Origin of the sequence: Streptomyces sp. NPDC059255, from assembly GCF_042752355.1 — a bacterium.
Classification (GTDB): Bacteria; Actinomycetota; Actinomycetes; order Streptomycetales; family Streptomycetaceae; genus Streptomyces.
In genome coordinates this window covers 77022-99222 of record NZ_JBHYZP010000023.1, presented here as the reverse complement: position 1 = coordinate 99222, position 22201 = coordinate 77022, and the positions used below count along the sequence as shown (strand labels likewise).

18 protein-coding genes and 1 pseudogene are annotated in these 22201 nt (G+C 69.9%); 2 read left to right on the top strand and 17 right to left on the bottom strand.

Annotation, left to right across the window (positions count from 1 at the left end; genetic code table 11):
- Positions 1 to 164: 164 nt before the first annotated feature.
- From ACFXKG_RS24780 to ACFXKG_RS24770, 3 genes are all read right to left on the bottom strand, one after another.
- Positions 165 to 1256 (bottom strand): cellulose binding domain-containing protein, encoded by a 1092-nt coding sequence (locus ACFXKG_RS24780; protein WP_384843064.1) that lies wholly within the window; start codon positions 1254 to 1256, stop codon positions 165 to 167.
- A gap of 211 nt (positions 1257 to 1467) precedes the next feature.
- A complete protein-coding gene (locus tag ACFXKG_RS24775; RefSeq protein ID WP_384843061.1) occupies positions 1468 to 2400 on the bottom strand; it encodes a M56 family metallopeptidase in 933 nt (310 codons plus the stop codon).
- Between the two features lie 301 nt (positions 2401 to 2701).
- The gene (locus ACFXKG_RS24770; protein ID WP_384843058.1) at positions 2702 to 3277 is read right to left on the bottom strand and encodes a TetR/AcrR family transcriptional regulator; all 576 of its coding nucleotides are present in this window, start codon (positions 3275 to 3277) and stop codon (positions 2702 to 2704) included.
- Between the two features lie 333 nt (positions 3278 to 3610).
- Here ACFXKG_RS24770 and ACFXKG_RS24765 point away from each other — a divergent pair, with 333 nt between their 5' ends.
- Complete coding sequence (locus ACFXKG_RS24765; RefSeq protein WP_384843055.1) at positions 3611 to 5461, top strand: copper resistance CopC/CopD family protein; 1851 nt, start codon at positions 3611 to 3613, stop codon at positions 5459 to 5461.
- Between the two features lie 4 nt (positions 5462 to 5465).
- Here the strand turns inward: ACFXKG_RS24765 and ACFXKG_RS24760 are convergent, their stop codons facing one another.
- The 3 genes from ACFXKG_RS24760 to ACFXKG_RS24750 form a co-directional block, all read right to left on the bottom strand.
- Positions 5466 to 5714 carry a hypothetical protein gene (locus tag ACFXKG_RS24760; protein ID WP_384843052.1) on the bottom strand — a complete coding sequence of 83 codons (249 nt, stop codon included), beginning with the start codon at positions 5712 to 5714 and terminating at the stop codon, positions 5466 to 5468.
- A gap of 102 nt (positions 5715 to 5816) precedes the next feature.
- Positions 5817 to 6410 (bottom strand): hypothetical protein, encoded by a 594-nt coding sequence (locus ACFXKG_RS24755; protein WP_384843049.1) that lies wholly within the window; start codon positions 6408 to 6410, stop codon positions 5817 to 5819.
- 135 nt (positions 6411 to 6545) lie between these two features.
- Positions 6546 to 7073, bottom strand: a complete 528-nt coding sequence (locus tag ACFXKG_RS24750) for a CGNR zinc finger domain-containing protein (protein ID WP_384843045.1) — start codon at positions 7071 to 7073, stop codon at positions 6546 to 6548.
- A 116-nt stretch (positions 7074 to 7189) separates the two neighbouring features.
- On the opposite strand from ACFXKG_RS24750, the gene ACFXKG_RS24745 reads away from it, so the two are divergent.
- Positions 7190 to 8095: an alpha/beta fold hydrolase gene (locus ACFXKG_RS24745; RefSeq protein ID WP_384843042.1), complete on the top strand. Its 906-nt coding sequence runs from the start codon at positions 7190 to 7192 to the stop codon at positions 8093 to 8095.
- A gap of 47 nt (positions 8096 to 8142) precedes the next feature.
- On the opposite strand, the gene fdhA is transcribed toward ACFXKG_RS24745, so the two are convergent.
- From fdhA to ACFXKG_RS24690, 11 genes and pseudogenes are all read right to left on the bottom strand, one after another.
- Entirely contained in the window at positions 8143 to 9372 is a 1230-nt protein-coding gene (fdhA, locus tag ACFXKG_RS24740; RefSeq protein WP_384843039.1) for a formaldehyde dehydrogenase, glutathione-independent, read from the bottom strand.
- Positions 9373 to 9577: 205 nt separating this feature from the next.
- A pseudogene (locus ACFXKG_RS24735) lies at positions 9578 to 10532 on the bottom strand (aldo/keto reductase); the annotation flags it as partial.
- Between the two features lie 346 nt (positions 10533 to 10878).
- Positions 10879 to 11538, bottom strand: a complete 660-nt coding sequence (locus tag ACFXKG_RS24730) for a riboflavin kinase (protein WP_384843036.1) — start codon at positions 11536 to 11538, stop codon at positions 10879 to 10881.
- Positions 11539 to 11569: 31 nt separating this feature from the next.
- Positions 11570 to 12517, bottom strand: a complete 948-nt coding sequence (locus ACFXKG_RS24725) for a C-terminal binding protein (protein ID WP_384843033.1) — start codon at positions 12515 to 12517, stop codon at positions 11570 to 11572.
- Positions 12518 to 12676: 159 nt separating this feature from the next.
- A complete protein-coding gene (locus ACFXKG_RS24720) occupies positions 12677 to 14152 on the bottom strand; it encodes an APC family permease (RefSeq protein WP_384843029.1) in 1476 nt (491 codons plus the stop codon).
- Positions 14153 to 14393: 241 nt separating this feature from the next.
- Positions 14394 to 16238 carry a sigma-54-dependent Fis family transcriptional regulator gene (locus ACFXKG_RS24715; RefSeq protein ID WP_384843026.1) on the bottom strand — a complete coding sequence of 615 codons (1845 nt, stop codon included), beginning with the start codon at positions 16236 to 16238 and terminating at the stop codon, positions 14394 to 14396.
- A gap of 40 nt (positions 16239 to 16278) precedes the next feature.
- Positions 16279 to 17820, bottom strand: a complete 1542-nt coding sequence (locus ACFXKG_RS24710; RefSeq protein WP_384843023.1) for an aldehyde dehydrogenase family protein — start codon at positions 17818 to 17820, stop codon at positions 16279 to 16281.
- Between the two features lie 85 nt (positions 17821 to 17905).
- Entirely contained in the window at positions 17906 to 19027 is a 1122-nt protein-coding gene (locus ACFXKG_RS24705; protein ID WP_384843020.1) for an LLM class flavin-dependent oxidoreductase, read from the bottom strand.
- A 125-nt stretch (positions 19028 to 19152) separates the two neighbouring features.
- Complete coding sequence (locus tag ACFXKG_RS24700) at positions 19153 to 20043, bottom strand: fumarylacetoacetate hydrolase family protein (RefSeq protein WP_384843017.1); 891 nt, start codon at positions 20041 to 20043, stop codon at positions 19153 to 19155.
- A gap of 66 nt (positions 20044 to 20109) precedes the next feature.
- Positions 20110 to 20643, bottom strand: coding sequence for a flavin reductase family protein (locus ACFXKG_RS24695; protein WP_384843014.1), 534 nt, complete (start codon positions 20641 to 20643; stop codon positions 20110 to 20112).
- Between the two features lie 97 nt (positions 20644 to 20740).
- Positions 20741 to 22009, bottom strand: coding sequence for an aspartate aminotransferase family protein (locus ACFXKG_RS24690; RefSeq protein WP_384843011.1), 1269 nt, complete (start codon positions 22007 to 22009; stop codon positions 20741 to 20743).
- Between the last annotated feature and the right edge of the window lie 192 nt (positions 22010 to 22201).

Here is a 22201-nt window from a genome sequence, read left to right as displayed (position 1 = left end):
GTGGACGGTACGGGGGGTACGCGGCCGCGCCGTACGGCCGGACGTGTGGGAAGTACCGGCCTACGTACGGCCGGATGTGCGGAGGCACCGGCCGTACGGCGCGGCCGTATCGGCCCGGCCGGATCAGCCGGACGTGCGCCGCGGTGACGGGCCGGGCGCCGGAATCAGCCGGCCGCCGTGCAGCCCGTGACCCGCGCGGCCGGGGTGGCGGTCCCTGGCCGGGTGGCGATGAAGCCGAAGGCGGTGGAGGCGCCGGAGGCGAGCGCGCCGTTCCAGGACACATGGCCGACCGTCGCGCCACCAGTGGTCGTGGTCAGCGCCCCGTTCCACACCTGGGTGATCGCCTCACCGTCCGGCAGCGTCAGCCCGACGGACCAACCGCGCAGCGCGGAGGCCCCGTTGTTCGTCACCGTCACCTCCGCCTGGTAGCCGCCCTGCCACGTGGAGACGGTCCTGACCGACGCACCGCACCCGGCGCCGCCCGGACCGGTCGGGGTCGGCGTGGGCGTCGGATCCGGGGAACCGGGTGTCAGCAGCGAGGCCAGCGCCGGATACCAGCGGGCCGCGATCTTGTTGTCACCGGCGCTGTTCGGATGCACCCCGTCGTAGGTGTCGGCGGCCGTGCTGAAGCCGGTCCACTGGTCCACGGCGATCACCGGCGAGCGGGCGGTGGTCCGCCCGGCGGCCCAGGCGGGGATACGGCTGTTGAGATCCACCACGCGCTGGGCGCACTCGGCGCAGCTGCTCGGGTTCATCGGGATGAGCTGGGCGACGAGAATCTTCATGTCGGGATTGTTGGCGCGCATCTGGCCGACGAGCGTGTCGAAGGCGGCCAGGATCCGGTCGGGCGTGATGTTGCTCCATACGTCGTTGGTGCCGAAGTGCATGACAACGATGTCCGGGTGGGTCGCGTCCAGCCAGCCGGGAAGCTGGTTCTGCGCGGCCACATTGGTCGCGAGGAAACCGCCGTGGCCCTCGTTGTCCCCGTCGTGCGGCTGCCCGCACCCCTGCGGGCCGAGGGTGCCGACGAAGTCGATCGAGGTGTAGCCGGAGTCCTGCAGGCGGTTCCAGAGCACGGACCGCCAGCAGCCGGGCGATCCGGTGATCGAGTCGCCGAGCGGCATGATCCGTACGGGGTCGGCCGCCGCGGCGGCGGTGGCGCCCGGGTGCGCGACCACCGCGGTGAGCAGGGCGGCGGTGAGGGCGAGAGCGGACAGGAGCGCCCGTAAAGCTGTGCTGTTCCGCGTATTCCGCATATCCAAGGTCCCTTCTCGTGTATGCGGAGCGAGAGGACAGGGGCCCGCGATCAGTTGTGGGAGCGCTCCCACTCGCGGCCGGAGTGGTCGGCGTTTCCTGTCGGGGGCCTGGGCACATCAATGCACCGTTGTCGGATGCACGTCAAGACTTGCGGCACGCGCGACCGCCACCGACCCCCTGCACGGGCCGGGGGCCCGTCGTGCCCGGCCCCTACGCGGTCAGGCCGGGGGCCAGGGTGATCAGCAGCGGGATCAGCGGGGTGAGGGCGGCGAACGTCGCGGTGGCGGCCCGCTGGGTCGCCCCGAGCCGGGGCGGCGGGTCGAGAAGGCGCTCCACACGGGCGTGGAGGAGGCGGCGCGGACTGTCACAACTGAGCACGCCACGATGCTGGTTGAGCTCGATGAGGGCGAGCGCGGTGGTGAGGTGGCCGCAGCGCCGGGAGGCGGTGTCGTCGGCGGCGAGTTCGACGAGACGGTGGGTCTGGTCGGCGAAGTGGGCGAAGAGCGGAACGCGGGGGAAGCCGGCCGCCAGCGCGCCCGACAGGTGCAGCAGCCAGTCGTGGTGGGCCCGCGCGTGACCGAGTTCGTGGGTGAGCACCGCGTCGAGCTGACGGTCGGTGAGGCGCCGCAGCGCACCCGTGGTGATGACGAGCTGGGGTGTGGCGCCGGCCATCAGCCAGGCGTCGGGGTACTCGTCCTCCAGGACCAGCAGCGGCCCGTCGGGGACGGCGAGGCCGGCGGGCAGATCGGGGGCGCGCTCCCTCAGGTGGGCGCGGCGCACCCGACGGCGGCGCCGGTCGTTGACCAGCTCCCGTACGAGCATGGCGCCGGTCCACGCGGCGCCGCAGGCCAGCAGCAGGGTGAGCAGGGCCGTCCAGGGCGGTACGGACGTGAGGTCGTACGCGTCGACGACCGCGGGCGGGGCCGGGGCGAAGAGGCGGGCGCGGACGGTCTCCAGGAGCGCCGCGGCCCCGAGGAGGAGCGCGGACAGGCAGCTCAGCAGAACGGTGCCGACCAGGCACTGCCACACCCACAGCGCGGTGACCGGCTCTCGCTCCGGCCACCCGGCCCGGAGCAGGGCGCGGGGTGCGAATACGGTCGCGGCGAGGCCGACCGTGATGAGCAGGAGCAGACAGAGTGTCACGCCACGGACTCCGGGTGTGTGTCAGACGCGGTTTCGGGAGTGGTACGGGGGCGGTGCGGAAGTGGTACGGGGGCGGTACGAGATGGGGCGGCGGGCGGTGGCGGCGGTGGAGGCGGTACCCAGGCCAGCATGACGCCTGCGACGGCGGGAACGACAGCCCCTGGACCCGCCGAACACGGTACGGGCGGCGGCTCCCGGGCGGCGTCCGACGGGCCGGCCCCCGGCGTCTCCCAGGTGGCGACGCGGGCCCGGTGGATCCGGCGGGCCCGGATCCGGCGGGCGACGCGGACGGCCCGCTGCTTCAGTCGCCGGCGGTGCCGGTACCGGTACCGGTGTCGCTCGTCCCGGGCGCGGTCAGGGCCAGCAGCCGCTCCTGCAGCGCCTTCTCGATCGGCGCGGGCAGATCGACCCCGCTGGTGGCCCGGAACAACCACCACCCGTCGGCGGCCAGTCGGGCCAGGAACAGGTCGATCTCACCCGGATCGGTCGACCGGGGCAGCGGGCTCCAGCGCGCCATCATCTCCTCCCACACCGTGGCGAGCTCCGGCTGCGTGGCGGACTCGATCATGAACGCCAGATCCGCCTTGCTCGCGCCGCCCTGTGCCCCGACCCGGGCGTACGCCTCGATCGTCTCCCGTACCGTCGCCTCGTCGCGTGGTTTGCCGAGCTCCGCGGAGAGCGTCTCCTCCCACGCCGCCGTCAGATGGCGCTGGATCGCCAGCAGCAGCTCGTCCCGGGTGCGGAAGTGGTACATCAGGCCGCCCTTGGTCACCCCGGCCTCCTCGGCCGCCGATTCCAGGGTCAGGCCGGTGATGCCCTCGCGCTCCGTCACGCGGATCGCCGCGTCCAGGATGAGGTTTCTCGAACTCGGTCGCATTCTGTAACTGTACCATCTGGAAGGTTAAACTCCGCCGCACTTCCGCCGGGCGCCCGCGATACGCGCGGACCGGCGCCGATCCGGTGAACAGTCGCCCGTGCTCAACCGTATCCCCGCTGAGCGCGCCCGTAACGGAGCGGCCCCGTCCGTCCGTTCGCGCCGCGAGACCGGAACAAGGAGAGGCGACGTGCCCCAGCCGCGACCACGAGGCCGAACCGGCCCCCGCGATCCGTCCGTCACGGATCCGTCCGTCACGGATCCGTCCGTCACGACCCGGCGGTGGCGGGGCTTCGGCCGCGCCACCGCTCAGAGCGCGCCGGAGGAGGCCCGTCCATGCGTACGCCGACACACCGGGTGAGGCGGCCGCTGACCGTCCTGGCGCTGGTCGGCGCCGTACTCGCGCTCCTCCTCGCCGGGGCCGGACCCGCTGCCGCGCACGCCGCCCTGAGCGGGTCGGACCCTGAGGACGCCGCGGTCCTCGACGCCGCGCCCGAGCGGGTCACCCTGACCTTCACCGAGTCGGTACGCCTCGCCGAGGGCTCCGTGCGGGTGCTGTCCCCGACGAACGAGCGGGTGAACCCGAAGCCGGCGGAGCACGTGGCCGGAAAGGCGGACGCCATCCGGGTCGGGCTGCGCGGGAAGCTGCCCGAGGGCACCTACACGGTGTCCTGGCGGGTCATCTCGGCGGACGGCCACCCGATCTCCGGCGCGTTCGTCTTCTCCGTCGGCGAACCCTCCGCGACACTCGCCGAGTTGCCCGCGGAATCCCCCGACGACACCGCTGTGACCAGGGTCTACGACGGCTTCCGCTACGTCGCGTACGGCGGCTTCGCCCTGCTCCTCGGCGTCGCGGTGTTCCTCCTCCACTGCTGGCCCGCGGGCACGGCCCTGCGGTCGCTGCGCAGGCTCCTGGTCGCCGGGTGGGCGGCGCTGCTGGCCTCGACCGCCGTGCTGCTGGCGCTGCGCGGGCCGTACGAGACGGGCGGCGGAGCGGGCACGGCTCTCGACCCCGAACTGCTGGGCAGCACCCTCACCGGCCGGGCCGGAATGGCCCTGGGGGCGCGGCTCCTCCTCCTCGCGGTGGTGGGGGTCCTCCTCGCGCTGCTCGGGCGCCGGTTCCGTACGGCGGACTCCGCGCCGATCGTCGGCCCCCGGCTCCGCGTGGCCGGGGGAGTGCTCACACTGGCCCTCACGGTCACCTGGGCGGCGGCCGAGCACGCGTCCGCCGGTCCGCAGGTCCCGCTGGCGATCCCCGTCGCGGTGCTGCATCTGCTCGCGATGGCCGTCTGGCTGGGCGGGCTGGTGGCGCTGGCCGCCGCCCTGTGGCGCGCACCGGCGGACGCGCCCGTCCCGGCGGCGGCGGTCGCCCGTTTCTCCCGGCTGGCCTTCACCGCGGTGGCCGTACTGGTCGTCACCGGCGTCTACCAGTCCTGGCGGCAGGTCGGCTCCTGGCAGGCACTCACCTCCACCGAGTACGGCAGGACCCTCGTCGTCAAGGTGGTCGCCGTACTCGCCCTGCTGGTCGCGGCGGCGTACTCCCGCCGGTGGACCGGGGGCCCGCCGGCCACGGACGGCAAGGAGGCGTCCGAGGCCCCGGCAACGGACGGCAAAGGGACCTCCGGGGCCCCGGCGACGGACGGCGCGGCACCCCGGCCCTCCGCTCCGCCCGGCCCCCACCGGCGCGCACTGCGCCGCTCGGTGGTGGCCGAGGCGGTTCTCGGCGCGGTCGTCCTGGCGATCACCACGGTGCTCACCGGCACCCCGCCCAGCCGCGCGGCCGTGGAGACGACGGCCGGGGCCGCCCTTCTCCAGGAGCCCCCGGTGGTCGTGGCCACGGTCCCGTTCGACGTCGGGACGCCGAACGGGACCGGCAAGGTCCAGCTCACCTTCGATCCGGGGCGGCCCGGCGAGAACGTGGTGGAGGCCCTGGTCTTCGCGGCCGACGGCGGCATCGCCGCGGTCCCCGAACTACGGCTCACGCTCACCCACCGCGCCGAACGCATCGGCCCGCTCGACGCGAAACTGGTCGACCGGCAGGGTTACTGGTGGACGGACAGCCTGCGCCTGCCGCTGGCCGGAACCTGGACCATGAAGCTGTCCGTGCGTACCAGCGAACTCGACCAGGTCACCGTGGAGCAGGACATACGCATCAGGGACCGGCTCACCGGGGCGGCCGGCGGCTGAGCGCTCAACGCCGCGGAGGCTCCGGCGGGTTCGCGGGGGTCCCCGCGGATCCGCCGGCCTCCCGGGAGCGCCGTCGCCGGTCCGCCCACTGGGTTCCCGCGAGCAGTGCCACAGCCAGCACGACTATGACGATCAGTAGCAGGTTCTGGGCGGACGACAGGAAGGTGACGAGCGCGTTCTCCGGGTCGGAGTCGGCCGGAACATGGACATCGGGGGTGACCACCGCGCGGTAGCCGGTGACGTACGGGAACACAGGAACACATCCCTCGGGCAACAAACAACGGCAACAGACAACGACGAAGGACGCCACGGCCTCGGCGGGCGGGTGGCGCAGGGGTGGAATCGCGTTGCCGTGCTACGGCCCGCAGGGCACCAACTGGTGGCGCAGGGCCACGTGCGCGGTCTGCGGAACGAGCGCGTCCGGCGTCCGGACGCGGTGCCACGGCCGACCGGGCTCCTCGTGCCGCGCGGGCCGCACCCGAAGGAGTACGCCGACCCTCGCCACCCACTGCCGGGCGGGGGCCGCGCAGGCCCGGACGACCCGGGACGGCATGGCGCCCGCGTCGCGCAGCAGCCACGCGCAGAGCAGGGCGGCCGCCAGGTTGAGGGCGGCCATCGCCGCGAGATTGTGGTGCCAGGCGGGCGGCAGCGCCTGATGCCCGCCCGGCACGACCGGACCCGCCTCGGTCGCCGTGAGCCAGCCGGGCAGTACGGCCTGCGCCACCGCCAGCACGGCCGGCCCGGTCCGGAGCGATCCGAACCGGAAGGACAGGAACGCACCGCAGAACAGCAGGGCCGCCGCCTGCGCCAGACCGGCCGGCGAGACCGCCGTCCCGGCGGTCGCGTGATGCAGCCCCGCCGCCAGCGCACAGCTCAACACCGTGACGGCGGCGGCGCATACGGCGCTCACGGCCACGGAGAAGCGATGGGTGGCGGTCCGTTCGGGCATGACGGACCCAGTATCACCGACGGCGGGTCCCGCCCGAGCCCTTCCGAACCCGTTCCGCCCGGCTCAGTGAGCGCGCCCTGCTCAGTGAGCGCGACTGGACCGGTCAGAGCGCCCGGACCAGTGAGCGCGCCCGGTTCAGTGAGGGCGACCCGGCTCCGTCCTCCCGGCGGCCTGATGACGTTGCCGCTCGTGATGCCGACGGGCCTTGAGCCGGTTGCCGCAGGTTCTCATCGAGCACCACCGCGCGGTGTTGGCACGGCTGTGGTCCACTAGAAACAATCGGCAGTCGCTGTTCGCACACGGGCGGAGCCGGCCGGGCAGTTCGTTCCGGACACGGTCCCAGGCGAGGATCAGTTCGACGGCCGGCCGCCGGTCCGCCTCGACCTCCAGGATCCAGTCCAGGCCGTCCCCGCTCAACCGGGGCACCTTGCGCGCGCCCGCGAGGAACGCGGTCAGGATCTCCGGCCCGCTCTCACCGCGCACCACCCTCTGCAGCGCGTCGCGGGTCTTCCTGAGCCACTCCCGCTCTCCGGGGCCGCCGTCACCACCACGCTGTACCGCCCACCGGCTCAGCGCGGGGTCGTCCCGCCACAGGTCACGCGGGACTCCGTCCGCCATGGGTGTGCTGTTCAGCGCTTCGAGCAGCACTTCCTCGCTGAACATCCCGCCTCACCTTCACTCGTACCACCCATAACCATCTTGACGCGCTTGACAGGTTACAGGCTCGCGAGTCAACCTGGAGAGAACCTAACCGCATACGCGCATGTAAGGGGTTACTCATGACTGAGGTGCGACACCGCTACGCCTCCGTGCTCGGGCACCGCGTGTTCTACCGGGAAGCCGGCCCCGCCGACGCGCCCGCCGTCGTCCTGCTGCACGGATTTCCGACCAGCTCCCGGATGTTCCGGCACCTGATTCCCGCGCTGGCCGACCGGTTCCATGTCATCGCCCCCGACCACCTGGGGTTCGGGCACTCCGCCACGCCGCCCGCCGACGAGTTCGCCTACGGTTTCGACGCTCTGGCCGATGTGACCGAAGGGCTGCTCGCCCACCTGCGACTGGAGCGGTACGCGCTCTACGTGCAGGATTACGGCGCCCCCATCGGGTGGCGGCTCGCGCTGCGCCACCCCCACGCCGTCACCGCGATCGTCACGCAGAACGGCAATGCCTACGACGACGGATTCGTCCCCGACTTCTGGGCTCCCGTCTGGGCGTACGCGCAGTCGCCGGGCCCGTCGACGGAAGCCGCCGTGCGCGGGGCCCTGAGCGAGGAAGCCATCCGGTGGCAGTATCTGAACGGGGTCGCCGAACCGGAACTGGTCGACCCGGACACCTGGGCCGCTGATCACCGGGAGATCTCCCGCCCCGGCCTCGACCGGATCCAGCTCGACCTCTTCCGCGACTACGCCACCAACCTGCCCCTCTATCCCGAAGTCCACGCGTACTTCCGCGCCACGCGGGTGCCGCTGCTGGCCATCTGGGGCGAGGGGGACGAGATCTTCGGCCCGGACGGGGCCCGGGCCTTCGCCAGGGACCTGCCGGAGGCCCGGATCCAACTGGTGCCGGGCGGCGGGCACTTCCTCCTCGAAAGCCACCTGGACACGGTGGCGGGCGCGATGCGCGCCTTTCTGGGCCAAGCCCTGCACCGGGACACGCGGAACACGCGGACCCCCGCGCCCGCGTGATCCGGTGCAGGTCAGGCCGCCTTCACGGTCAGGCCGCCTTGACGTGCTCAGGCCGCCTTGGCGTGGTCCAGCGCGCCATGCGGGTTGAGCACGTACTTCCGGCTCGCCCCGTGGTCGAACTCCGTGTAGCCGCGCGGCGCGTCCTCCAGCGGGATCACCGTGGCGTTGACCGCCTTGGCGATGTGGACGCGGTCGTGCAGGATCGCCTTGGCCAGACCCCGGTGGTACCGCATCACCGGGCACTGTCCCGTGGTGAACCGATGGCTCTTCGCCCAGCCGAGGCCCAGCCGTACCTTCAGCGTGCCGGTCCTGGCGTCCTGGTCGATGCCGCCCGGGTCCTCCGTGACGTAGAGCCCCGGAATACCGAGCGCGCCGCCCGCCCTGACCGTGCCCATCAGGGAGTTGAGGACGGTCGCGGGAGCCTCCTCGGAGTCGCGGCCGTGGGCGCGGGCTTCGAAGCCGACCGCGTCGATCGCCGCGTCCACCTCGGGCTCGCCGAGAATCTCGGTGATCTGGTCCTCCATCGAGCCCTGGGTGAGATCGACGGTCTCACAGCCGAAGCTGCGGGCCTGGGCGAGCCGTTCGGCGTTGAGGTCGCCGACGATGACGACGGCGGAGCCGAGCAGCTGCGCCGAGGCCGCGGCCGCCAGACCCACGGGTCCCGCCCCCGCCACGTACACCGTGGAGCCGACCTCCGTGCCCGCGGTCACCGCGCCGTGGAAGCCCGTCGGGAAGATGTCGGACAGCATCGTGAGGTCGAGGAGCTTCTCGCGAGCCGCGTCCCGGTCGGGGAAGCGGAGCAGATTGAAGTCCGCGTACGGCACCATCACGTACTGCGCCTGGCCGCCGACCCAACCACCCATGTCGACATATCCGTATGCCGCCCCGGGGCGGGCGGGGTTGACGTTCAGACAGATGCCCGTGTTGCGCTCCTTGCAGTTGCGGCACCGGCCGCACGCGATGTTGAAGGGCACCGACACCACGTCGCCGACGTCGATGAACTCGACGTCAGGTCCGCGTTCGATGACCTCTCCGGTGATCTCGTGCCCCAGAACCAGGCCCTCGGGAGCCGTCGTACGGCCACGCACCATGTGCTGATCGCTCCCGCAGATATTGCTGGCGAGCACCTTGAGGATGACCCCGTGCCGGCATACGCGGCCCACGTTCTCCTTGGCCACACCTGGCCCGTCCTGAAGTTCGAGCGTGGGGTAATCGGTGGTCCTTATCTCCACCTCACCCGGCTTGATGTATGCGACTGCCTTGTTTCCTCCGCTCATCCTGGCTCGCCGTCCTTTCGGCTCTTCGTCCAGCGGCCGATTCCTCGCGGGACCGTGCGCGCAGTACACCTTCATAAATCAGCGTAATCCCGCCCAAAGAGGCGGACAAGTAGCCGCAAAGTGGAGCTATTCACCCCGGAAGCGCGGAGCCGGGGGAGGCCCACAGATGCCGCCGACCCTTTCGAACCGGCGTTTCGCCTGGTCCTATCCTCAGGTCGCCTGCGGTCACCTTGCGGATGTGGTCACCGGCGAGCATGTCGTGCGGGAATCCGGGTCCGATCGCGCTGGACTCGCCCAGGCGGGCCGGCTGGGCGGGGGTGAAGCCGACCTCCAGGGCGCCCAGGTTGTCCTCCAGCCGCGCGGGGGTACGGGCGCCGATGATCGATGCCGTCACGCCCGGGTTCTGCAAGGCCCAGGCCGGCCCGACCTGAGCGGGTGTGCGGCCCAGCTCCGTGGCGACCTCCTTCACGACATGAGCAAGGGCAAGGTTACGTTCGGTGAGTGTGCCCAAGGCAAGGTTGAAGCTCTTGCGGGTGCCGTCGCCGGACGCGACGTTCGTCGCGGCTGTACTTGCCGGTGAGCACCCCGCCGGTCAGGGGTGAATACGGGATCACCCCCAGCGGCGACCAGCCGCGCAGATCGGCGATCGTCTGCATGCGCGACACCTGCCAGGCCTGGGCGTTGGAGATCGCCAAGTAAAGGATCTTGCCCTGCCGGACCAGATCGTCCATGCCGCGCAGGATCTCCTCGACCGGTGTCGTGAAGTCCCACACGTGCAGGTGGAGCAGATCGATGTAGTCCGTATTCAGCTGTCGCAGGCCGGCTTCCGCCGAGGCGAACAGACTCTTGCGGTGAGAGCCTCCGGAATTCGGGTCGCCGGGTCGGCGCAGCGTCGTGTATTTCGTTGCCGGCACCAGGCTTTCACGGTTGTCGCGGGTGAATTCGCCCAGCAGGCGCTCGGAGCTGCCGTTGGTGCAGGTGCTGGTGGTGTCGATGAAGTTGCCGCCGCGCTCGATGTAGAGGTCGAACAGCTTGCGCGCTTCGTCCTGCCCGGCTCCCCAGCCCCCATCGGTGCCGAAGGTCGCCGCGCCCAGCGCCAGCGGTGAGACCCGAAGCCCTGAGCGGCCCAGCAGCCGGTAGGTGCCGAGGGTCAGCGACATCATGTCCTCCTGCGCTTGTGATCCGTGTCGAGGACAAGCCTGTGAGCGCCCGCGAGCGGGGTTGGTCCCAACAAATCGACCCACAGCTCCACCAAGATTCCCCTGCACCGCCCCACGACCCCATCACCGCACGCCCCGACGCGGAAAGCCGACACATCGGCTGACCGACGTCACCGTCTGCGTACGAGGGGCCGGCATCTTCTTGCCCGGTCTCCTGGCGCTTCCCCACGCCGTACGCGCCTGGCTCGGCCAGATCCGGGAAGGCGACCCTCGGACGCCGACCGCCGTGGCTTCCGGAACCGCCTCTCCCCACTCCCACCGCTGCACAGGGGGCGGCCCGGCCGGGCTACGGAGTTCTGAATTGAGCGAGGCGCCACGCGATGTCAGCTACGGGGTATCCCGTCCGTGCGGCGACCCAGTGGTGCGGGTCGGCGTCGGCGGGTACGTGGCGCGCGGCCTCGGCGATGGCTTCGGTCCGTTCGAGTGCTCGTAGCGTCGGGCGGCACCTGTCGCGCGGGAGATGGCGTTGGTCTGCTCCCCAGCGGCCCTTGCTCCTCTCGGTCCTGGGAGGTTCGGTGACCAGGTGGTCGAGGTTGTTCAGAGCCGCCCACCTCGCGGTCTCGTTGACGTCCTGCTGTAGTTGACGGACGAGAGCGGGCGAGGTGTCGAATCGGCGTTGTGGCCGTATTCGGTGCCGCAGCGTCACGCGTACGCTGCGGCCGTAGAGGTCGCCTCTGAATCCCAGCAGATGAGCTTCCAGCAGGCGCGTTCCTTCAGGGCCGTAGTACGTCGGGCGGTGGCCCACCGAAACGACCGCTGCAAATGTCACCTCGTCCGGCTCCAGGGCGACCGTGGCCGCGTATACGCCGTCCCGGCACACCGTGCCGGCCTCGTGGATGTTGGCAGTGGGGAAGCCCAGTCCGCGTCCTCGCCGGTCGCCGACCCTGACGACGCCGGTCACGACCGTCGCCTCGTCGGCATCCTTGTGGGGGGCCTGGTAGATCACATCCTTCTCCTGTTCTGATGCGGGCCTTCGGTCAGACGAGGTCGATGAGGGGTTCTCCGGTGAGGGCACGCCGCGCACGGGAGACGGCGCCGTCCTGAAGGGCGCCGAGCGATGTCGTCGAACGCCAGGCGATGTGTGGGGTGAGGATGAGGTGGGGGGCGTCCCGAAGGGCATGGTCCGCCGGGAGCGGCTCATGCGCGAAGACATCGAGGGCCGCGCCCGAGAGATGACCCGAGTGCAGCGCGTCGGCGAGCGCCTGCTCATCGACCAGACCGCCCCGCGACACGTTGACCACCGCGGCGCCGGGCCGCATGCGGCGCAGAACGTCGCTGGACACCAGGTGATGCGTCTCGTCGGTGAGGGGGAGGTGAAGGGAGACCACGTCCGACTCTTCCAGTACCCGGGTGAGGTCTGCCGCGGGTATGTCCGGGAGGGAGGTGTAAGGGTCGTAGGCGTGCACCTGAGCGCCCACGGCAGACCAGGACTCGGCCACGATCCGGCCGATCCGGCCCAGCCCGACGATGCCGATGACGAGGTCGGTCAGCTTGGGCGCGTCGTAGGCGATGCGGCCGGCCCAGCCACCGTCGCGGATCGCCGCGTGCCCTTGAGGCAGACGCCTGCTCAGCGCCAGGCCCAAGGCAAAGGCGTGGGATGCCACTTCGTCCGTCGATGCGTCCGGAACGATGGAGACCGGGATGTCGGCCGCGGCGGCTGCCGTGACGTCGATGTTGTCGTAGCCCATGCCGTAGCGCACGACGGCCCTGCAGGCGTGCAGGGAGGCGAAGTCATCTGCGGTGACCTTCGCATAGGGGGTGACCATGACGATCCGGGCATCCGGCATCGCTGAGCTGAAGGAGGACTGGTCGGTTGCGGCGACGAGGTCGAGGCCGAACTCCTTGGCCAGTGCCTGTTCCCGGTCCAGGTGGGGGAACTGGTGAGGCGCCACCAAAATGCAGCCGGGGGTGGGAGTTTTCGTCATCGGACGTTTCCTTTGCGCTCTTAAGGTGTGGTGCTGGGAGCCAGGATCACCCGTGAGCCTAGAGCGGACGGACGTGGGCGAATGTGTCAAAGTGAGGCACTGGGTGCGACAAGGTCGAGGGAGCGCAAGTCGCACCCGTCCTCCTGCTGAGACGCGTCTCTAACCCGCGCGTCGCCCGATGCGCTCGTACGTCGGTGACCCGCGTCGTTTCAGGACCAGAGCCGTGATCACGCCGACGGCGACCATGAGGTAGCCGATAGCGAGGAGAGCGGCTACGACCGCGCTAGGCGCGACGATGAGCAGGTCCATGTTCAGCGACGCCGTCAGCAGGGCGAAGCCGATGGCCAGTGCGGAGATGGCGGGAGCGACGAAGGTCTTCCACCGGGAGACGCCCTTCCTGTGGCGCCGGAAGTAGACGATGACGGCGACACAGGTGAGGAACAGCAGGAGCAGCATTCCGTAGAACGCCACACCGGACGTCGCGCCGTACAACTCGGATTCGGGGATGCCCGAGGCGATCAGGCCGACCATGATCACAAGAAGTGCGGCGCCCACGGTGACGGCCGCGACGTGGGGTGATCCGTGCCGCCGGTGGACGGCGGCCAGCCGTCCCGGGAAGACGCCGTCAACGCTGAGCGAGTGGGTGTAGCGGGACAGGATGTTCTGCAGGGAGAGGGTCGAGGCGAACATGCTGGTCACCAGGAGAACGGCGATCACCTGGTTCGCGAAGGCGCCGATGTAGGTGAGCAGGGCGTGCGGCATCATCTCGGCCGGGCCGGCTGCCGCGTCCGCGACGGCTCGGGAGGCTCCCGAGGAAAGGATCAGCGAGTAGGACGAGATCGCGTAGAAGACGCCGAGGAAGATGATCGTCAAGTACGTGGCGCGAGGGATGGTGACGCTCGGATCGCGCACTTCGTCCCGGTAGATCGCGGTGGCCTCGAAGCCGTTGAAGACTCCGATGCTGAACAGGAGCAGGACCCCGATCGAGGGCGTGACCAGGTGGACGGGGTTCCAGGGTGTGAGGGAATGGCCTTCCGGGCCGCCGTTCGTGATCATGACGATGTCGAAGATGAGGATGGCGCACACTTCGACCGCCAGCAGCACCGAAAGGACCTTGGCCGAGAGTTCCACGTTGAAGTAGCTCAGGGTCCACACGGCGCCGAGCATGACCAGCGACCAGATCCACCATGGTGCTCCCGCTCCACCGGTAAAACTGGTGAAGAGGTTGTTCACGCCGATCCCCGAGAAGACGAGCGCCGCGATGATGTTGAAGCCGTAGGTCGACAGGGCGAGGAACGAGCCGCCGAGGCCCGCCGGGCGCCCCAGACCCTCACCTATGTAGGTGTAGAAGGCGCCTGGCCTGGGGATCTGCCGGCTCATGCTGGTGAAGCCGAGGGCGAAGAGCGTCATCAGCAGCATGACGCCGACGAAGGCGATCGGTACGGCGATCCCGAAGCTGATGTTGACGGACAGGAACCCGAAGACGACGCCGAGCGGCGCGGTGAAGGCGAGCACGGTGAAGAGCAGGCCGAACGTGCCCATCTCGCCTTTGAGCGTGACGGTCGGGGAAGGGGCCTTGGCGTCCGTGGTGGGTGATGCGGAAGAACATCGGACGGTCGAGGAGTGAGTGTCCATGCGCGGGGTCTTCCTTGTTGGCCGGGCGGGTGCGCGAGGGCTTGCCCGGCTTCGGCTGAAGGCAGAGCTTCGCCGGGAGGGCGAAAGCCGGCGGGGACGGGGCCCTGGGGGAGACCGCTGCATCCGCTGTTGGCGACCAAGCATGGAGTTTCGGCCATCGCTGAGACTGTCCCACCTTGGGGCAGTAGCGGTCGGTGGTGACCGCGTGCCGGAGGCCGGCGGTCCGGCGGCCTGCCCAGGGCTATTCGTGGGGCCGCAGTTCCAGCTCGAATCCTCGGTTGGTGTAGCTGTCGATCTTCCGGTAGAGGGTGGACCGGCCGATTCCCAGGATCGCTGCGGCGCGCAATCGGTTGCCGCCGGCCTCGGCGAGCGCTTCGCGGATCTGGTAGAGCTCCGCTTCCTCCAGGCGCGTGAGTTTGCTCCGCGCGAGGCCGCGGCGGTGTGCCTGTGCCAGATCGTCCACGCGCAGCTCCTGCGTTCGGCAGTGTGATGCGGCGGTCTCGATGACGTTCCGCAGTTGGCGGACGTTTCCCGGCCAGTCCGCGGCGACAAGTGCGTCCAGCAGACGCGGTGACACCTGTGTGGCCGGGCTGTCGCCGAGAGTGAGGAAGTGGGATGCCAGGGCGGGAATGTCCTCGCGGCGCATGCGAAGCGACGGCATCTGGACCTCGATGCCGTTGAGGCTGCTGATCAGCGGCAACAGCTCGTCGTCCAGTCGCGCGAGGGTGAGAACGACCCGCGGTTGTTCCAACAGGTCCAGCAGATCGGTGAGACTCGCGCGCAGTGAGGCGTCGCACTCGTCGACCCGGTGCAGGACGACCGTGGAGCCGGCCGCGAGTTCCGCGTCGATCTCGTCGATTCCCCGCGGCTGGTCCGCGGCGCCCGGCCGGCAGTTGAAGATGACGGCGCGCTCGGCGAACCGGGACGCCATGACCTGCGCGAGGTGACGCTTGCCCGTGCCCGGCTCACCGACGATGTATGCGGGCGTGCGACGCGTACAGGCCGTGGTCGCGGCTTCCAGCGTGCGTCGGACGGCGAGACTGTCGCCGACGATGCCGTCGAACGGGCTCCGCCGAGGTGCCGGGTCGACAGCCGGTGCGGAGGAAACCCTGCCCGACTCCTTGCGACGCAGACGCATCACCGTACCGCCCGCTGTCTCGCCGCCCAGAAGGATGGGGCTCGCGTGAAGCCGCAGGACCGTGTCGGCGCCGATCGTGAGGTCGCGTTCCACGGTCCGTTCGAGACGCTCCGCCTCGCGGCTGTACGCTGCGAGGACGGAGTAGTCGCTCTGCCCGAGGAGCGCGAGTGCTCCGCGGCTCGCGATGGTCGTGCGCTCGTCCATCGCGACGACGGCGTCGGCGCCCCGCTTGCGCACTTCCCGCAGATAGGCGGCCATCAGGGTCTGCTCCCGAGCGGCGAGCCTGGTCGCAAGCGTTCTGGTCACTTCCGCCGCGGCGCCCTGGACGATCAGCAGAATGGACCGTGGATCGATCTGGCGGGCGAGATTCTCGGGCAGCATCAGACTGAGGACACCGCGGATGGAGCGGCGCAGCGGGTCACGGATCGGGACCGAGGTGCAGCAGCTTCCCTGCAGTGTCTCGGCGAAGTGCTCGCCGCCCCACACCTGGACCGCTGTGCCCTCCTCCAGGGCGGTGCCGTCGGAGTTGGTGCCGATCAGGTCCTCTGCCATGCGTCCGCCGTAGACCGGGAAGGCTCGGTCCGCCTGTCGGACGGCCGCGGTGTCCCCGCGGAAGACGGCCAGGGTTCCCTGGGCATCGGTGAGGCACACGGCGCCCTGGGTGTCCGCGCAGAGACGTTCCAGCTCGGTCAGGACCGGTTCCGCGCAGGCGAGGAGCTGATCATCGACGTGTGGCTGCCCAGCCTCCGTGAAGACGTTCGAGCCGGGCCGCACGTTGCAGGCCAGGCTGCGCCGCCATGATCGTGCGATCACGGGACGCAGCCTGCTCAGATCGGTCGTCGTGGGGTCGGCGACGAAACGCTCGCGGAGAGAGACCAGCTCGGCACTGCCGACCGCTCCCAGGCGCACCGGGTGGGCGCGGGGGGTCTCCTCGAAGGGTGTGGTCATCGGACCTCCTCGATACGCCGCGGGAACGCGTTTCTCGAGCTCAGTAGGTCAGGAGATGCTCGAGTTGTGCGGGCAGCTTACGTGCCTGCTGCCGGGCGAACTGTTGTGTGTACCACTTGCCCAGTGTCTGTACGCCGGTCGAGCCGCTGGCCTTCCAGCCTCCGAACGTCTGGGGACCGGGCCACCAGCCGGTGGTCGCATGCCCCGGCACATTCACGTCGACGCACCCGGCCTCGATGCCGTCCAGGAACGCGCGGGCCTCGTCGATGTCGCCGGTGTAGATGCCGGCGGTCAGTCCCATCGGGGTGGCGTTGGCCGCGCTGAGTGCTTCCTCGAAGGAGGGTACCTGGCTGATCGTGAGGAACGGCAGGAAGTGTTCGGTGGTCGACAGTGTGTGATCGGCGGGTACGGAGGACACGACGGCAGGACGAACGAAATAGCCGTCACCGTCGAGCCTCTCGCCGCCCGACACGGTCAAGTGCTCTTCACGTGCCTGCCCGACTATTCGCTCGAACCGCGCGAGCGCCTCGGCGGACACCACGGGACCGGCGAACGCGTCGGCGTCGGTGGGGTCGGCCACGACGACACGGCCGGTACGCTCGGCAACCAGTTCGACGAGCCGGTCGTGTGCACCGGGCGTCACCAGCACACGGGAGAGCGCGCTGCACTTCTGCCCGCCCAGGTCGAAGGCGGAGAACACGATGCCGTCGGCGGCCGCCTCCAGATCGGCGGTGTCGGTGACGATGACAGGATTCTTCCCGCCCATCTCGGCGATGACCGGCCGCGCATAGGGTCCGTTGGTGAACGACTTCATGATGGACCGGCCGACGGCGACCGAACCCGTGAAGGAGATGCCGTCGATGTCGGAGGCGGCGAGCGCCTTGCCGGGTTCGTCCGCGCCGTGGACGATATTGACCAGCCCGGTGGGCAGGTCCATCGCCTGGCACATCTCGTACACCGCCTGGCCGGACCAGGGACCTTGGTGGGAGGTCTTCACGACCACGCCGTTGCCGGCGATGAGCGCGCCGATGGTGGGACCGGCGGCTTGCACGATCGGATAGTTGAACGGGGTGATAACGCCGAAGACACCGTACGGCCGCAGCACGGAATCGTTGGCGAAGCCGGCCGGATCGGCCGCCCGCTCGTCCTCGAAGGCTCCCGGCCGTTCCGCGTACTCGGTGTAGTAGCGCAGGATGTCACGGACTTCGAGACCCTCGGCCTGTGCTCCCGCATAGGACTTGCCGACCTCCAGTGCCACGCGCACGGCCCACTCCGGCGCCGCGTTCGCGACGTGGTCTATGGCACGTCGCACGTGTTCGATCCGCGTACGCAGAGGGACCTTCGCCCATTCCCGCTGTGCCGCCCGGCTGGTCGCGACGGCGAGCTGAACGAGTTCGGCGGGCGCGTCGTGGCAGGCGCTGACGGTCAGGGACGGGTGGCCGGGGTCCTCCCTGTTGATCAGCTCGCCGTCGAAGCGTTCCGCGCCGCCGACGACATGCGGAACGACGACGGGGTCGCCCGTGCGCCGCTCGGCGATCTCGGCGGTGAATGCCTGGTGGTCGTGGTGGTCAGCAGCAGTCATGCGACATTCCTTTCATCGCTGGGGCGCCGCCTTCCTCAGGGGCGCCCCTTGGTTCGTTCTCGTCCGGGCTCGTGGCCCGGGCGGGTCAGTCCTCGATTCCGGCGGGTCGTTGGAGAGCGGCCAGCGACTCGGTGGGGTGCACGATGTCCTTGATTCGCGGGATGACCTCCGTACCCAGCAGTTCGAAGTGGCGCCGGTAGCGCTCGGGCTGGTCGAGGTAGTCGAAGGTGAAGCTGATGATCTTGCCGAAGCCGCCGGAGGCATCCAGGTCCCGCCGCAGCTTCTTGATCACGGTGTCGGGGGATCCGACGAGCCACTTCTCCTCGGCGAGGTACTCGATCGGCACGTCGTCCGGGTCGGTGACGTTCAGCTCGGGCACCATGGCCGGCAGCATGCCGCCACGGGCGTAGCCGGGCAGCATCCACTCACGGTAGGTCCGCCCCATGGCCCCGTTCACGGCGAGGTCCATCGCCTCCTCGTCGGTGTCGGCGACCAGGATGTTGTGGGCGACACGCCACTCGTTGCGGTTCGCGGTGAAGCCGGAGCGCTCCGCGCCCTGCATGTACCGGTACCAGTGGCCGGCGAGATACTCGCGGCCCACGTTGAAGCTCATGGGCAGATAGCCGAGCTCGCCGGCCTGCGTCATGGTGCGGGAGGCGGGGCTGAGGCCGGCCATGAGCAGCGGCGGATGCGGCTTCTGCAGCGGCTCCATGAACGGGCCCTGCTGGATCTCGTCGTACGCGGGGATCTCGAACTGCCAGTGCTTTCCTTCGTGACGGAACGGGCCCTTCTTCTCCCAGATGGCGCGCATGATCTCGACGGCCTCTGCCATCTTCCCGCCGGGGTCGGTGTTGCCGTGGATCAGGTGGTCCGTGGGGTAGGCGCCCGCTCCGAGACCGACCATCAGGCGGCCGTTCGACATGTGGTCGAGTTGCATCAGCCGGTGAGCCAGAGCCATCGGGTTGTGGTTGCCCGGAACGTTCGCGCCGGTGCCGAACCTGATCTGCTTCGTCTGCCGCAGCGCGGCCGCGATGTACAGCTCAGGGCTGCACACCGGCTCCCACCTCATGGTGCTGTGCTCGGCGATCCATACTTCGGACAGACCGAACTCGTCGGCCCAGTCGATGACCTGCATGTCCCACTGGAAACCCTCGTGCAGGCCGGTCTCCGGAAGGCGGAACGGTACGAGGAACAGCCCGATATCCATGCTCGTTCTCCAATGTGTACGCGATCATTCGGTCTGATCGTTGTGGTCCTGCTCGCAGTCTCACGCCCGCGACGGCGGCGCGACTGTGCCACCTTGAGGCACCGGAAGGCGCAGCTCAGGTGGTGTCATCGCACGGGGCTGCGCAGCGTGCCGACGCGCTCGATGTCGACCTCGACGACGTCTCCGGGCCTCAGCCACGACGGAGGATTACGCTTGCTGCCGATGCCTTCCGGCGTACCGGTCGAGATGATGTCGCCAGGGGAGAGCGCCAGGAACTGGCTGATGTAGGCGATCAACTCGGCGACGGGAAAGATCATGTGCTGGGTGTTGGAGCCCTGCACCTGCACACCGTTCACCCGTGTGGTGAGGCCCAGACTCTGTACGTCGCCCACTTCGTCGAGTGTCACCAGCGCGGGACCGCAGGGCGTCGAGGCGTCGACCGCTTTTCCGGCCAGCCATTGCGTTCCGTGGTACTGCAGGTCCCGGGCGGTGACGTCGTTGAGCACCATGACACCGGCGACCAGGTCAAGGGCCTCGTGCGGCTTCACGCCGCGGCCTTCCCGGCCGATGACGACCGCCAGCTCACCCTCGTAGTCGAGTTTGCCGGTGACGTGTGAGCAGCGGATGTCGTCCGCCGGGCCGATGAGCGTGCTGGCGAACTTCGCGAACACATCGGGGTGCGCCGGCAGTGCCCTGCCGGTCTCGGTCACATGGTCGTGGTAGTTCAGGCCGATGCACAGCACCTTCCCGGGGTCGGTGACCGGCGGCCCCAGGCGGAGGTCCGCGGCCGGGGCGACGCGCGCGGACGACCGCTCGGCCGCCGCCCGCTGTACGGCCGCGGCGACCTGTCCGAGCGACCGGCCATGGCGGCGCAGCAGTTCTCTCGTGGTGGCCTGCGGGCCCAGCCCCGCCATCCCGCTCGCGAGCAGTGCGACGTCCACGTCGTACACCGCCGCGTCGAGCAGCGCGCCGGCCCGCCAGCCGTCGTCGTCCAGCCAGTAAGAGACGAGTCTCATCGTGTTCTCCTCTTCGCGGCGGTCCGTCCGAACGGAACCGCCGACACGTGGTGTGAGAGAGGGGGCTCAGACGGCGAGCAGCCGGCCCCCGTCGAAGAAGTCGCCCGCCGAGTACACGAGGGGCGGCAGGTCGCTGGTCTCGACTCCGACGATGCGTCCGAAGAACACCGAATGAGTTCCGGCCTCCACCCGTGAGACGACCTGTACCTCGAACGTCGCCGAAGCGTCGTCCAGCAGGGGTGCGCCCTGCCCGCCCTCGTGCCAGTCGACGCCCTGGAACTTGTCCCCGCCCGACATGGCGAACGTGGTCGCGACCGTCGACTGGGTGTTGCTCAGGATGCTGATGCCCAGGTGCTGAGCCGTGCAGAGCGCCGCATGCGACCGCGCGGAGGAGTTGATGCAGACCAGAACCAGCAGAGGAGCCATCGAGACGCTGCTGAACGCGTTGACGACCAGTCCGACGGGCCGTCCGTCGACCTGAGCGGTCACGACCGTCACCCCCGAGGGAAAAGACCGGTGAGCCTGCTTCACCTGCTGGACCAGCTCTGCGGACGCGGGCTGGTCGGGAACGGAAACGAGGGACGTGGTGTGAGTCTTCATACCGCCTACAGTGCTGCGCGGCGGTCGCTGGAAATCGTGCCAATCTGGTACAGCGCCACGGGGTGCGCGCGTCCCGTCATCATGCCGAGCCGGCTCATCAGGCGGTCGTTCCGGCGACCTCGGCCACGGCGTCCGCCAGCCGGTCGGCGAGATCGTCCACCACCTCGGTCGTCATCGGGGTCGTCAGCGCGGCCAGGTTGGCCGACGACAGCAGCAGGCCGCGGTGGTAGGCGGCCCACCACAGGCGGTGCTGCGTGTCCCGATCGACACCGGTCCTGCCGGCGGGGAACACGCGCAGCAAGGACCCGGAGCCGCGAACCTCCCACCCGAGCGGCTCGATACGCGCCGACACCACACTGCGAGCCCGGTCGCCGAGCCGGTTCAGCCGGGCCACGGCGTCGGAGGAGAGCAGCCGCAGCGCCTCCGCGCCGGCTGCCATGCTCACGGGGTTTCCCGAGAAAGTGCCCGAGTGCGGGATACTGCCCTTGCGCCGCGGGTCGAGTACGCGCATGACCTCCTCCCGCCCCGCGACCGCTCCGACGGGGAAACCACCGCCGATGAGCTTGCCCGTGGTCAGCAGATCGGGCACGATCCCGTACTCCCCACTCAGCCCGCCCGCACCGAGCCGCAGACTGATCACCTCGTCGATGACGAGGAGAATGCCGTGCTGGTCCGCCAGGTCGCGTGCTGCCGACAGGAACTCGGCGGTCACCGGAATCAGACCGGCCCGGTTCGGCAACAGGTCGAGGACGATGGCCGCATGGTGGTGCGGCTGCTCCTCGATCACCTGCCGGAGCAAGTCGATGTCGTTGAGGGGGACCAGGGAGACCTCACGCACGGTGGACTCCGGAACGCCCCGTGCGGACTGCTCGCCACCGGCACACAGCGCGACGTCGGACGAGCCGTGGTAACCGCCTCGCGTCATGAGCACACCGGCACGTCCGGTCACCTCACGGGCGATACGGACGGCCGACATCACCGCCTCGGTACCCGAGTTGGTGAACCGCACCTGGTCCAGGCCGGGCAGGCGCCGTAGGAGGAGGTCGGCCAGCTCCCATTCGCCGGGATTGGGAATGCCCCAGCACGAGCCGGAGCCCATCGCCCGGGTCGCGGCCTCGACGATCTGCGGGTGCGCGTTGCCGTGCACGAGCGTGGTGAAGTTGTTGTTCGCGTCGATCAGCTCGCGCCCCTGGTCGTCCCAGAGCCGGTATCCCGCGCCGCGAAGGGCATATGTCGGCACGGCGCCGGTGTGATAGGCGTCGCGGCCGTACCCGCCGGGCAGTAGGGGAAAGCCCCGCCGCCCCCTGCGTACATGTGGATCGCTGTCCGGTACGTCCGGTACATCGGTCTTCGTCTCAAGAGCCATCGACGCTCAACATCCTTCACGGGGGACGGTCGGATTCCGGTGGCAACCACCGTGGCGGTGAGAACGTACGCAGGCCGGTGCATCACGAACTGTCCTGAGTTGGCACAGGCCCGGGGTGTCCCGAAGTGGCACAGAAACGGCGCAAAGGCGACCGTAATCTTGCCCAGAACCGTGACGGGCGGCTCCGGCCGC